The organism is Pseudoalteromonas sp. P1-8, from assembly GCF_001399985.1.
Taxonomy (GTDB): Bacteria; Pseudomonadota; Gammaproteobacteria; order Enterobacterales; family Alteromonadaceae; genus Pseudoalteromonas.
On record NZ_LJSO01000003.1, the window covers coordinates 36,666 to 50,141 of the forward strand.

The window sequence follows — 13,476 nt, forward strand, 5'->3', positions numbered from 1 at the left end:
GTCCAAGTCGAATGGCTTAGCCAGTTGCCCTCACCATAATTGAGATGCTCTTCTGGTGATACTTGATTAAAACACTCGGGTATTAGATAATTGCGGCCAATATAGGTTTTGAGGGTTTTGGTATGTCAGATGAGTTGCCAATCAAGTTCAGCGATGCAGCAGCTGTTCGTGTTAAACAGTTAATCGAAGAAGAAGAGAATCCAGATCTTAAACTACGTGTTTATGTAACAGGTGGTGGTTGCTCAGGTTTCCAATATGGTTTTACTTTTGATGAAAAAGCTAACCCTGGCGATTTAGAAATTGTTAAAAATGGTGTAACGCTAGTAATTGACCCTATGAGTATTCAATATTTAGTTGATGGTACCGTGGATTACACTGAAGGGCTTGAAGGCGCACGCTTTTTTGTTAATAACCCGAATGCAACAACAACCTGTGGTTGCGGAGCCAGCTTCAGCGTTTAATGAATTATTTAAAAAAGCCACTTTATGTGGCTTTTTTATTGCTTTAACTTCTCATAATATCCCGCCTCTGCTAAATTTTACGCATTATTAGAAGGAATTTTGCGTTGCCAAATATAACTACAATTATAGAAAAGAAACCCTATATTTTAGCTATCGCCATTGTTTTGGTGATTGTACTGTGGATGCTGTCTGGGGATAGCAAAGCAGATCAAAAAGCACAGCAAAGTGATCAGCAAGTTCAAGAGCGCTTGCCTAAAGTGCAAGTGATGCCGTTGGTCGCTAAGAATATTAATAAAAACCTAACTTTTTATGGAAAGTCAGAGCCTGACAAAATCGCGAACATTAGCGCTAGGCAAGCAGGGCAAGTACTCGAAATTTTGGTTGAAGAAGGTCAGTTTGTAAAACAAGATCAGGTTATTTTACGTCTCGATAAATCTGATTTAGCCGCCCAAATCACATCAGCAGAAGCCTTAGTTGCCCAGTATCAAACTGAATACGAAGGCGCGCTTAAACTTAATCAGCAAGGTTTACAAAACAAAGTATTGACCATGCAAGCACAAGCTATGTTGCAACAAGCAAAAGCAACTTTGGTAAGCCTTGAATTAAAGCTAGAGCGCACTGAAGTACGTGCTGCTTTTGATGGCGTTATCAACAAACGTTTAGTCGAAATTGGTGATTATGTTGGCATAGGCGACCCTATTTTGCAGCTTGCTGATTTAGACCCGTTAATTGTCAGAGCCGATGCGACTCAAAAAGAAGTGCAAGGCTTAGAAGTTGGGCAAGCTACCTTTGCTCATGTGTTAAATGACAAAACCTATCCGGGTCGAATTCGTTATATTGCCTCTGTTGCTGATGACAGCACTAATACATTTCGCATCGAAGCGGCGTTTGAAAACCCGGGTATGAAATATAAAGCAGGTTTTTCGACTCAGCTTAATATTGAGTTGCCAACTGAGCCTGCCATGTTATTAAGCCCGGCTTTTATGGCCCTAGATGAACAAGGTAATATCGGCGTAAAAGTCCTGAATGACGACAATATTGTAGAGTTTAAGTCAGTAAATCTAGCTAAAAGCACCGAGCAGGGCGTTTGGCTTTGGGGTTTAGGTGAGCAAGCGAATGTTATTACCCTTGGTCAAGGTTTTGTGCGTGCCGGTGACAAAGTTGAGCCTGTGTTTACTGAAGCAACGAGCAACTAAGTATGAAAAACTTAATTGAAGCGTCGTTGACTCACACGCGTACAGTTTTATCTATTTTCATCTTGTTGCTGATCTCGGGGTGGGTGACATATCAAACCATCCCTAAAGAAGCGAATCCTGATGTCACTATTCCTTTTATTTATGTGTCGATTATTCATGACGGTATTTCCCCTGAAGATGCTGAGCGGCTATTAGTTAGGCCAATGGAGATTGAGCTACGCTCGATTGAAGGCGTAAAAGAAATGTCAGCGGTGGCAAGTGAAGGACATGCCTCTGTGACCCTTGAGTTTATTGCGGGTATGGATCCCAAAGAAGCCTTAGCTGATGTACGAGATAAAGTTAGTTTAGCTAAGGCAAAACTGCCTTCTGAATCAGAAGAACCAGAAGTTCATGAAATCTTGATGGAAGATCAGCAGCCAACCATTACATTAACCTTGTCAGGCGATGCGCCAGAGCGAGGTTTACTAACCCTGGCCCGTAATCTAAAAGATGAACTAGAAAGCATTTCTAGTGTATTAGAAGTTGATGTAGGTGGTGACCGCGAGGATATGGTCGAAATTGAGGTCGATCCATTGGCGATGATTTCTTATGGCCTTGAACCGAATGACATTATTCAACTGCTATCAAATAACAACCGCTTAGTTGCTGCTGGCACCCTTGATACTGGTAAAGGCCGCTTTGCTGTAAAAATCCCATCGGTATTTGAGACGATTCAGGATGTGATGGAGCAACCTGTGAAAGTTGTTGGCGATAGGGTGGTGCGTTTTATGGACGTAGCAAAAATTCGCCGAGCATATAAAGATCCAACCTCAATCGCACGTATTAATGGCCGCCACGCGGTTTCGCTGGAAGTAAAAAAACGTGCTGGCGAAAATATTATTGATACGGTCGATCAAGTTAAAAAAGTGGTGAATGAGGCCAAGGAAATTTGGCCTGAGCATATACGAGTGGATTACACCGGCGACATGTCAAAAGACGTGAAAATGATGCTCTCTGATCTGCAAAATAATGTGCTGTCTGCTGTATTGTTGGTAGTTATTGTGATTGTGGCGGTACTTGGCGCGCGCACCGCCTTCTTAGTAGGTATTGCCATTCCTGGTTCATTCTTAACCGGGATTTTAGTGATCTCTGTATTTGGTTTAACGGTGAATATCGTGGTGCTTTTTGCACTCATCATGGCTGTCGGTATGCTGGTGGACGGTGCAATCGTTGTCAGTGAGTTTGCTGACAGAGCGATGAGTGAAGGCAAACCACGCAAGGCTGCTTATAAACTAGCTGCTGAGCGAATGGCGTGGCCAATCATCGCTTCTACGGCAACGACATTAGCTGCCTTTGCACCGCTAATATTTTGGCCGGGAATGATGGGCGAGTTTATGAAATACTTGCCGATTACGCTTATTGCCACCTTGACTGCGTCATTACTTATGGCATTGGTTTTTGTGCCAACCATTGGTGGATTAATAGGAAAATCAAGGCCGCTTTCTGAGCAGCAAAAACATGATTTAGAGTTAGCTGAGTCTGGTGACTTAACACAAATTAAAGGGATGCTTGGGCGTTATATTCGAGTGCTTGATTATGCAACAGAGCGTCCTTGGTGGAGCCTTGCTGCTGCAATCGTGTTTTCTATTTTGGTGTTCTTTGCATTTGCTGTTTCTAAGTTAGGGGTTGAGTTCTTTCCTGATGTTGAGCCAAATGGCGTCAATATTAAAGTACGCTCTTACAGTGACTTATCTATTTTTGAAAAAGACGTGATCATGAAAGACATTGAGTCACGCATCTTAAAAGTGGAAGGTATTAAAACCTTGTATGCCCGTACTGGCGGTAAAGATCAGGTAGGCACGTTTAGAATGAATCTAAAAGACTGGGATGAGCGCCCACCTGCAGAAGATATAATCAGTCAAGTTAACGAAATCACGGCAAGTTATGCTGGTGTCGAAATTGAACTTCGTAAAGATGAAAACGGCCCCGGTGGTGGCAAAGCGCTGAGTATTGAACTCAGCTCTCGATTTGTTGATGTGCTTAACAGTGAAGCAAAACGAGTAAGACAAGCTATCGAAAATGATGGCGCGTTTCGAAATGTTGATGACAGTGCTTCAAAACCGGGCATTGAGTGGCAACTTAAATTGAATCGTTCGGATGCGGCTCGTTTTGGTGCGGATGCCAGTATGCTAGGGGCGAATGTTCAGCTTATTACTAATGGTTTAAAACTAGGGGAATACCGCCCAGATGATGTTGATGATGAGATTGATATACGCGTACGCTTTCCTCATGACAAGCGAGATTTAGGACGTCTTGAAACGTTGCGTGTAAAAACTATGCATGGGCAAGTGCCAATTAGTCACTTTGTTGAGCGCCAAGCAGCTCCTAAAGTTGATACTATCCGCCGTGTTGATTCTCAGCGCGTTGTTACCGTTAATGCAGACATGAAACCGAGTGAACAACTTGCCAAAGCGTTGCCTCGTTTACAAGCGCAACTAGAGGAGCAAGGGCTAGATCCGCGTGTGAAAATTAAAGTGCGCGGTGAAACTGAAGATCAAGATGAATCAGAAGCCTTCCTTGAGCAGGCTTTTGTGGTTGCCCTGTTTGTGATGGGTATCATTCTGGTAACGCAATTTAATAGCTTTTATCAGGCATTTTTGATTTTAAGTGCCGTGCTGTTTTCAACTGTGGGTGTGTTCTTAGGCTTAATCGTATTACAGCAACCGTTTGGTATCGTGATGTCAGGAATCGGGGTTATCTCGCTTGCAGGTATTGTGGTTAATAACAATATTGTATTGATTGATACCTATAATGTTTTACGTAGCCAAGGTCTTGCTGCAAAAGATGCGATTTTACGAACCGGTGCTCAGCGTTTACGTCCTGTACTATTAACTACCGTAACCACCATATTGGGATTAATGCCGATGGTACTGCAAGTGAATATTGACTTATTTAACCGTCATATTGATTTTGGTGCGCCATCTACTCAGTGGTGGGTGCAATTGGCCACGGCTGTTGCGGGTGGATTAACATTTGCTACTGTATTAACACTGGTACTTACGCCTTGCTTGTTAATGCTGCGAGATCGTCGTCGGTAATCGGTAATTTCGTTACTGATTAATTAAAAATGAGTGACCCTAGTGTTGGGTCACTTTAATCATCAGTAAAAAGAAGCCTAAAACTAACGCAGAGGCGATCAAAATATACACAAATCCCTTCTTACCTTGCTTAATTGGTACACGATTCTGTTTTAAAAATAGGTACCACGCGACACACAGTACAATTGGCAACAAAAATAATATACGAAACATTTCTTAACCTTTTTCAGTATTTACATACACTTTAAGCATAAATATGCAGATTTTAAAGTGATACTTTCATCTTGTTACACTTCCAATTGATCAATTTTTTGGTACAGTTAACCAGTTAACTATAGAGCACATGCTTTAATTTTAACTACACTTAGACTTGTATACTAAAACGGTCCATACCTAAAAGGTGGACATTTGTATAATTAATCATTCAAACTGAAAATTATTAGTATATAATGTGTCCAAGAGTGAGACGGGCAAATTTCACTCTTAAATTATTAACTTGAATCATCTAGTAGGAGATGTATTTTATGATGGGTAAAACAGTTTCTTCTGAAGAAAACTCGAAATTAACGAAATGGCTTAAAACTAAGCGTCATGAGAAAGGTCACACAATGCGTAGCCTTGCACAGGTTTTAGGTACGCCGCATTCTTTCATTGGTAAAATTGAAAACCAAGAACGTCGTTTAGATGTAATTGAATTCATGCGTTATTGTGATGCTTTAGAAGTTGACCCGTACGAAGGCCTTAATTTACTTAAAGACGCTTAATTATTCATTACTAAAAGCGAAACGCCGCTTTTAAAGTAATATAAATAGTGCAAGGAAGCGCTATTTAAAGTCTCTCCCTTGCATCATCCTCTCTTTAATCACATACGTATCAGATTTGTTAATTGTTTTGGTGATAGTTGTTTTCTAACGCATAAAGCTTATGACGAATTAAGAATAAAAATACCAGTGATGGGATCACCATCAATGCAGTTAGCACAAAGAACATCGCCCAGTTTCCACCTAACCAGTCATCAATAACCACGCCGCTGTAGCTCGACAGTAAGGTTCTGCCTAAATTACCCAATGAAGCAAGTAGTGCATAGTGGGTCGCGCTAAATGCTCTATCACATAACATGGATATAAACGCCACCATGGCTACCAGTGACCAAGCTTGGGTAAAACCATCAATAATAATAGCAAATGCATACAGACTCAGTTTGGGGCCTGCAATAGCGATCCAGGCAAAAGCTAAGTTTGAAGCTGCCATCGCAATACCGCTAATAAACAAGCCTTTTACAATGCCATAGCGTTGATTGAATAAGCTTCCTAAAAAAGTAAAAGCGATGGTGAGCACTGCAGTGCCCACTTTTGAGAAGGTCGCTATGTCACTATTTGAAAAGCCGACTTCTTTATAAAACACGATAGACATTCGCCCTAAAAAGGCTTCACCGATTTTAAATAAGAAAATAAAGGCCAATAATGCCAATGCTGTTTTTACGCCATTACGGGCAAAGAAGGTTCTGAAAGGATCAAAAACGGTTACAGCAAGCCATGCAATCACTTTAGCAAAGCGAGTCTGCGTACTACCAGCTAGCTTTTGTTGATAGGTTTGTTCAAGCTCAGCTTGAACAGCATCACGGTTTGATTCGGGTTCTTTTGCCCACAATACGCTGCTCATTAATAGCAGCATTACCACAGATAAGAAAAAGTAAACTTGTGGCCAATCAATTGAAGGGATGTCGGCCATATAAAATGGCAGGGCGCCTAATAGGGCGTAACCGCTCCACCAACCTGAAGTGGCCATTGCAGCTGCTGCGGTGGCTTTGTGGCTTTCGTTTTCGGCTAAAGTGTCGATACGAAATGCATCAATAGCAATATCTTGAGTCGCAGAAGCGATAGCAATAACTAAACACAGCGCGGCAGCAAACCAGAGGTTGGCCTTGATATCGAGCCCAGCAAGTGAAAAGGTGCCAATAAAAATCACTGACTGGCAAAGTAAAATCCAGCTACGGCGCTGGCCTAGCCAGTTAAATAAAACAGGTAACTTTACACGGTCAACGAGCGGTGACCATAAAAAGTTAATGCTATACGCACCAAACACTATGCCAAATAACCCGATCATACTGCGGCTTAAGCCTTCGTCTTTTAGCCAAGCCGACATGACAGAGCCAATCAATACCCAAGGAAAGCCACTGCTGATACCAAAGATGAATATATTGATTAAACGTTTATCTTTGAAGTACGAGAAATACTCTGAAATAGAAAGGGGTTTTGTCATAGTGTTGCCAGTTTAAGGGGCGTGCGCCCCTATTTATTATTGATTAGCGTCAAGCACTTTTACGTTTAAGATAACAACAGGATCTTTGGGTACAAAGCTGTAACCGATTTTTTCGTTAAAAGCGGTTTCGACACGCATGATTTTGTCTAGTGTGTCATAGCCATCCATGACCATACCGAATACGGCAAAGCCCCAGTCGCGACCAGGATTAAGATGATCGTTATCGTCCATATTAAAGAAAAACTGACGAGTACCTGAGTGAGGTTTACGGTCTTGATATGCCATTGCGATGCTATACATATCGTTTTTTAACCCGTTGCCACTTTCATTAAAAATAGGGTCACCTTCGTACAGACCATCATAGTCTTTATCGTAACCACCGCCTTGAATAACAAAATCACGTTCGTTGTCTTCATCACGTTCTACACGGTGAAACACACTACCTTGATAGCTACCGTCGGCAACGTAAGTTAGAAAGTTATTTACGGTTATTGGTGCGCGTGAACGATCCATTTCGACCACAATACTGCCAAGCGTAGTGACAATTTCTACGCGTGGAAACATATTATCTTTTTGAATAAATTTACCCTCAGTCGCTGCGAATGAACTGTGAGCAAAAAACAATATAAAACTAAGTAATAAAATACGCTTCATAGTTAACCTTCTAAATAGGCGATTAATTCTGGGTCAGATACAATGCGGGTAATTATTTGCTCAGTCAACTTATTAAGCTGACCTTCTACTTTTGCACGGTCATGGCTGAGTGGCCCTTCTAGGTTTGCATTACCACGGTATATCTTGCTGAAAGTGCTTGAGTTTCTGATTACTCTTAAGCCTAATTCAATAGTTGCGTCACTTGTGTGAGTCATCATCTTTTCAGTAACAACTGCTTGTAGCTTATGAATATCTAATTCAAAGCGTGTTGTTGCCAAGTTTGAGATACTCGCCCCATTACGGCTTAACGCACTGTCTAGAGCGCTTTTCACTGAATCAGTAATACCTGGGCTGGCAAGGGTTTTAGTTTTATCTGATTCAATAATTTTTAGGGTCACGTTGTCGCCGCGTAAATCAATTACGCTAGTACTAACGCTAGTACTAAGGTTTGAAATTTTGCCGCCTTGATAAACGGGGTTTAAAATTAATTGATTGGGTTGGTTGCTACATGCTGCAAGCGCAAGTACCGCACATAAAGGAAGTATTTTTTTCATTTAGTTAGCTCCATTAATTATTCTTTGTTGCACTTAGTACGACAAACTTTTTGTTAGACCCTAACAACTTACAATTGCCGAACATGCGTTTTAACTTTTCATGATAGTCTAGATGACGATTACCAATAATTCTTAATTCACCACCGTGCTTTAATGTGTGTTTTGCCTGTTTGAACATTTGCCAAGCAATATGATCAGTAACCGCTTGCGCTTGGTGGAATGGCGGATTACATAAAACGAGGTCAACACTGTTAGGTTGAAAATCGGTTAAGCAATCGTTTTGGACAAACTCACACTGCTCTAATTGCTCTGGTAGATTGTGAGCGACGTTTAATTTAGCTGATTCAACGGCCATAAACGACTCATCAACGAAGGTCACATGGGCTTTAGGGCAACGCTTTAAGGTCATTAAGCCAACAACACCATTACCACAGCCTAAATCAATGATGCTGCGAGCTTTACTTGTTTGTGGCAAATAGTTAAAGAAAAAGCGCGCGCCAATGTCTAATGAGTCTCGAGAAAATACATTGGCATGATTTTGAATTTCAAACTCACTTCCTTCAAGTGGCCAGTTAACAGGGAAGGGGGCAACTTTATTAAGACCACTGGTTTTACTGATAATTAAGCGGGACTTTTTAACCGCTAAGCTGGTTGATGTTTCACCGATATACTGACTAAAAGCCTTTATAGTTGAGTTGTGAATGTCTTTCGTTTTTCCAGCTGCAATAACATCAATGTCGGCAGGTAAAGCTGCACTGATTGCGGCAAGTTGATGCTGAAGATAGCCTAAATTGCGTGGCACTTTTAATATCACTAAATCAACCTGATTAGGTAATGCTGCTAATGAGTCCAGTTGCGTTAAAGAATCTGTTGATAACTCATTAGCTTGTAAATTATAGCGGGTAGCTTGATGACCAATATACGAGTCGTTAACTGAATAAACTGTTAACGTATTAAAGGCACAGGCTAAAGCGCCAAAACTGTCATTGAGTATCAGGATTGAATTTGCATCTGGATAGTGCTCTTGTACATAATTGACAAGGTACTCATCGCCTGAGTCCCACGCTTGAAGACTGCGATTCTTTTGATCTAACGGAAAGCGTTCTAGGGTATAGGTGTTATCACCGAGCTGTGCTTGGGTGGTCATCATGATTTTACGAATGTATTAATGTATAGGTAAATTCTAACATGCAACAGCCAAACGCCAACCCTAATCATTTACCTGATGGGTTTTCTTACCAAGCTAATGCATTGAGTGCACAAAAAAGCCTCGAATTATTTTACTTTCTTCAGCAGCAGCTAAATTGGCAACAACCAACTATAAAAGTGTACGGAAAAAGCCATGTGATCCCACGTTTGCAATGCTTTATTGCTGATCAAAATGTAAGTTATGGCTACTCGGGTTCACAGTTAATCGTTGAGCCATGGCCGGAGGTGCTTGATGCTATGCGTGTACGCTTAACAAGAACTTTGCAGATACCATTCAATGCGCTTTTAGTTAATTTGTATCGAGATGGTCATGATTGTATGGGCTGGCATAGTGACGATGAGAAAGAACTTGGGGAGCAACCGACAATCGCTTCTGTATCACTAGGGGCCGAACGGATATTTAAAATAAAGCACAAACATAATAATGAACAACATAGCATTGTGCTGCAAAGTGGTAGCTGTTTAATCATGAATGGTTTTAGCCAGCGCGATTACCAGCATAGTTTGCCAAAGCAGCAAAGACTCAAACACCCTCGAATTAACCTTACCTTTCGTTCAATCATATAAAATCATTGGCAAAATGACTCATGCCCTTGATATAGTAGCTGCCAATTATTTTCTTATTAAAGGTCTATGACACATGTCAATGCAACAACAAATAGAGCAAAAGCTTGCTGCGGGTATCGAATGTAAACACCTGAATGTTGTCAATGAAAGCCATATGCATAGCCGTGGAACTGAATCGCATTTCAAAGTGGTGGTTGTGAGTGAAGAATTTGCGGGTAAACGTTTACTTGCCCGTCACCGTCAAATTAATGAGCTATTAAAAGATGAATTAGCAAACCATATTCATGCATTAGCGATTCACACATTTACTCCAGAAGAGTTCAGTGAACAACATGGACAGGCACCTGAATCACCAAAATGCTTAGGTGGCTCAAAGTTCGACTAAATTAGCAGGACAGCCACCTAAAGTTAGAAGGACAGTCACTCAAAGTTAGAAGGACAGTCATTCTAAGTTAGAAGGACAGTCACTCTAAACTGCTTGTCAATTGGGGTTTTAAGCTCGAAAGATTTAAGTGGGTCTGAAAAGTTTTACTGATCAGACCTGTATTTTAACTATTAGCCTTTAAACTAGCGCTAATTTTTATTGTGATAGATATAGGATGATCAATGGTCATTAAGCCGAAAATTCGTGGATTTATCTGCACTAACGCGCATCCAGTAGGGTGTGCTGAGCACGTACAAGAACAAATTAATTATGTGAAAGCGCAAGGACCACTGAGCAATGCACCTAAGAATGTATTAGTGATTGGTGCGTCTACAGGTTACGGCCTAGCATCACGTATCACGGCTGCATTTGGTGGCGGTGCTAAAACGTTAGGTATTTTCTTTGAAAAAGAAGGTAGCGAACGCAAAACGGGTTCTGCAGGTTGGTACAACACAGCAGCATTCCAAACAGCTGCTGAAGAAGCAGGTTTATGGTCTAAAAATATCAATGGTGATGCGTTTTCTAACGAAATCAAGCAAAAAGCAATTGATACTATCAAAGCTGATCTAGGTAAAATTGATTTAGTTATCTATAGCCTTGCGTCACCTCGTCGTACTGATCCAAATACAGGTGAGACTTACTCATCAACACTTAAGCCTATTGGCTCAGATATCACTACGAAGAACCTAAACACTTCAAAGCGTGTGATTGATGAAGTAACCGTTGAAGCAGCAAGCCAAGAAGACATCGACAATACAATTAAAGTAATGGGCGGTGAAGATTGGGAAATGTGGATTGACGCATTAAAAGAAGCGGATGTGCTCGCTGATAACTTCAAAACAACCGCTTACACCTATATCGGTAAAGAGTTAACGTGGCCAATTTACGGTCATGCGACAATTGGTAAAGCGAAAGAAGATCTTGACCGTGCAACACAAGCAATCAAAGAGTCTACAAAAGGCTTAAATGGCGAAGCGTATGTTTCTTCATTAAATGCGGTTGTGACACAAGCAAGCTCGGCAATTCCAATTATGCCTTTATATATCTCTGCTTTATTCAAAGTAATGAAAGCAGACGGTACTTACGAAGGTACCATTGAGCAAATTCATTCACTATTTACTGAAAACCTTTACGGTGAAACACCACGTTTTGACGAAGGTGGTCATTTATTCCAAAACTACAAAGAGTTAGAAGATGATGTTCAAGCTCGTGTACAACATGTTTGGGATACAGTGGATACAGATACAATTGACGAATTAACGGACTACGTGGGTTACCACAATGAATTTTTACGTTTATTCGGCTTTGGTATCGACAGCGTAGATTACGAGCAAGATGTGAATCCTGATGTTGCGATTTCACAATTAATCGATTAATTGCTAAACAAACTTGATTTTGTAAAGTCGCTTTTTTAAGCGACTTTTTTGTTTCTGGATGAAAATAAAACATCATCAATAGCACTTTGGTCTATATTGAATTTTATTCAAAAGGTTTTTGTAGTCTAAATAACCGTATCTGTCGTATAAATTTCATATTTGCTCTCGCATAGTCACCCTGATTGATGTTAAAATTCGGGCAATATATGTGAGGAGTTTACTGCGTTGCTTGTTTGGGGTGTTAAACAGGCTATTCTTTGATACTTAGAGTTTAACTTGAGCATATCAAATGGCGACGTGGTTGGTACGATTTTTCAGTTTCTTTCCGTTAATGTAATGCAAGTGCGTATGATCAACATAAAAAAAGGTCTGGATTTACCGATAGAGGGCGCACCTCAGCAAGTTATTCACGATGGTTCTGCCGTCAAACGTGTAGCTGTGCTAGGTGAAGAATATATTGGTATGCGTCCAACCATGCATGTTCGCGTGGATGACCAAGTCAAAAAAGGCCAGGTACTTTTTGAAGACAAAAAGAACCCAGGCGTCTTATTTACTGCACCAGCTTCTGGGGTAGTTAAAGAAATCAATCGTGGTGCTAAACGTGTGCTGCAATCTGTTGTTATTGAAGTTAATGGCAGTGAGCAAATCACCTTTGACTCTTTCAAGGCCGACGAGCTTTCGGGCTTAGACCGTGAAAAAGTTAAAGAAGTACTAGTTCAGTCAGGTCAATGGACAGCACTACGTGCTCGCCCATTCAGCAGAGTAGCTGCTTTGGATGCAAATCCTAGCTCTATCTTTGTAACGGCTATCGACACTAACCCGCTAGCTGCAGATCCTGCAGTAATCATTGCTGAGAACACTCAAGCATTTGAAGCTGGTTTAGCTGTGGTATCTCGTTTAACTGACGGCAAAGTATTTGTTTGTAAACAAGCTGGTAGCCAAGTGCCTAGTTCATCAATCCCTCAAGTAGAAGTACATGAGTTTGGTGGCAAGCATCCGGCAGGTCTTGTTGGTACACACATTCATAACTTAGACCCAGTTTCTGCAAGCAAGCAGGTTTGGCACTTAGGTTACCAAGACGTAATCGCGTTTGGTAATTTATTCCTAACAGGTGAAATCTTCACAGACCGTGTTGTTTCTCTTGCTGGTCCACGTGTTAAAAACCCACGCTTAGTGAAAACTCAGCTAGGTGCATCTTTAGATGATTTAGTTGCTGGTGAATTAGAAGACGGTGATAACCGTGTAATTTCTGGCTCTGTATTATCAGGCGCTATCTCTCAAGGTCCACACGCGTTCTTAGGTCGTTACCATGTTCAAGTATCTGTATTACTTGAAGGTCGCGAAAAAGAGCTATTCGGTTGGATCGCACCAGGTGCTAACAAGTTCTCAGTAACACGTACCTTCTTATCTCACCTTGCTCCTAGCCGTCTATTTAACATGACGACTTCAACAGGTGGTTCGAAGCGTGCCATGGTTCCAATTGGTAGCTATGAGCGTGTTATGCCTTTAGACATCCTACCTACACTATTATTACGTGACTTAATCGCACGTGATCTTGATGGTGCTATTTCGTTAGGTGCGCTAGAGCTTGATGAAGAAGATTTAGCATTATGTACCTTCGTTTGTCCAGGTAAATACGAGTACGGTTCAATCCTACGCGATTGCTTGACTACGATCGAGAAGGAAGGCTAGAGAG

Annotated in this window: 12 protein-coding genes; 8 read left to right on the top strand and 4 right to left on the bottom strand. The window is 41.2% G+C overall.

Going from position 1 to position 13,476, the window contains the following annotated elements:
• Window positions 1-122 precede the first annotated feature (122 nt).
• The 4 genes from erpA to AN213_RS05505 all read left to right on the top strand — a co-directional run bounded on the left by erpA (window position 123) and on the right by AN213_RS05505 (window position 5,498).
• Window positions 123-461 (top strand): iron-sulfur cluster insertion protein ErpA, encoded by a 339-nt coding sequence (erpA, locus tag AN213_RS05490; protein WP_054562313.1) that lies wholly within the window; start codon window positions 123-125, stop codon window positions 459-461.
• 104 nt (window positions 462-565) lie between these two features.
• Entirely contained in the window at window positions 566-1,657 is a 1,092-nt protein-coding gene (locus tag AN213_RS05495; protein ID WP_055197870.1) for an efflux RND transporter periplasmic adaptor subunit, read from the top strand.
• A gap of 2 nt (window positions 1,658-1,659) precedes the next feature.
• Window positions 1,660-4,734 (top strand): efflux RND transporter permease subunit, encoded by a 3,075-nt coding sequence (locus tag AN213_RS05500; RefSeq protein ID WP_055197872.1) that lies wholly within the window; start codon window positions 1,660-1,662, stop codon window positions 4,732-4,734.
• A 524-nt stretch (window positions 4,735-5,258) separates the two neighbouring features.
• A complete protein-coding gene (locus AN213_RS05505) occupies window positions 5,259-5,498 on the top strand; it encodes a helix-turn-helix transcriptional regulator (RefSeq protein ID WP_054562310.1) in 240 nt (79 codons plus the stop codon).
• A 118-nt stretch (window positions 5,499-5,616) separates the two neighbouring features.
• Here the strand turns inward: AN213_RS05505 and AN213_RS05510 are convergent, their stop codons facing one another.
• The 4 genes from AN213_RS05510 to AN213_RS05525 are packed head-to-tail and all read right to left on the bottom strand — an operon-like array spanning window position 5,617 to window position 9,351.
• Window positions 5,617-6,996: an AmpG family muropeptide MFS transporter gene (locus tag AN213_RS05510; RefSeq protein ID WP_054562309.1), complete on the bottom strand. Its 1,380-nt coding sequence runs from the start codon at window positions 6,994-6,996 to the stop codon at window positions 5,617-5,619.
• A gap of 36 nt (window positions 6,997-7,032) precedes the next feature.
• Window positions 7,033-7,650, bottom strand: a complete 618-nt coding sequence (locus AN213_RS05515; RefSeq protein ID WP_054562308.1) for a peptidylprolyl isomerase — start codon at window positions 7,648-7,650, stop codon at window positions 7,033-7,035.
• A 2-nt stretch (window positions 7,651-7,652) separates the two neighbouring features.
• Window positions 7,653-8,204, bottom strand: a complete 552-nt coding sequence (locus AN213_RS05520; RefSeq protein ID WP_054562307.1) for a YajG family lipoprotein — start codon at window positions 8,202-8,204, stop codon at window positions 7,653-7,655.
• A gap of 13 nt (window positions 8,205-8,217) precedes the next feature.
• Complete coding sequence (locus AN213_RS05525) at window positions 8,218-9,351, bottom strand: methyltransferase (RefSeq protein ID WP_054562349.1); 1,134 nt, start codon at window positions 9,349-9,351, stop codon at window positions 8,218-8,220.
• 41 nt (window positions 9,352-9,392) lie between these two features.
• Between AN213_RS05525 and AN213_RS05530 the strand changes: the two genes are divergently transcribed.
• The 4 genes from AN213_RS05530 to AN213_RS05545 all read left to right on the top strand — a co-directional run bounded on the left by AN213_RS05530 (window position 9,393) and on the right by AN213_RS05545 (window position 13,472).
• Entirely contained in the window at window positions 9,393-9,980 is a 588-nt protein-coding gene (locus AN213_RS05530) for an alpha-ketoglutarate-dependent dioxygenase AlkB (protein WP_054562306.1), read from the top strand.
• A gap of 73 nt (window positions 9,981-10,053) precedes the next feature.
• The gene (locus tag AN213_RS05535; RefSeq protein WP_054554277.1) at window positions 10,054-10,365 is read left to right on the top strand and encodes a BolA family transcriptional regulator; all 312 of its coding nucleotides are present in this window, start codon (window positions 10,054-10,056) and stop codon (window positions 10,363-10,365) included.
• 221 nt (window positions 10,366-10,586) lie between these two features.
• Window positions 10,587-11,780 carry an enoyl-ACP reductase FabV gene (gene fabV / locus AN213_RS05540; protein WP_054562305.1) on the top strand — a complete coding sequence of 398 codons (1,194 nt, stop codon included), beginning with the start codon at window positions 10,587-10,589 and terminating at the stop codon, window positions 11,778-11,780.
• A gap of 348 nt (window positions 11,781-12,128) precedes the next feature.
• The gene (locus tag AN213_RS05545; RefSeq protein WP_054562348.1) at window positions 12,129-13,472 is read left to right on the top strand and encodes a Na(+)-translocating NADH-quinone reductase subunit A; all 1,344 of its coding nucleotides are present in this window, start codon (window positions 12,129-12,131) and stop codon (window positions 13,470-13,472) included.
• The last annotated feature ends 4 nt before the right edge of the window (window positions 13,473-13,476 follow it).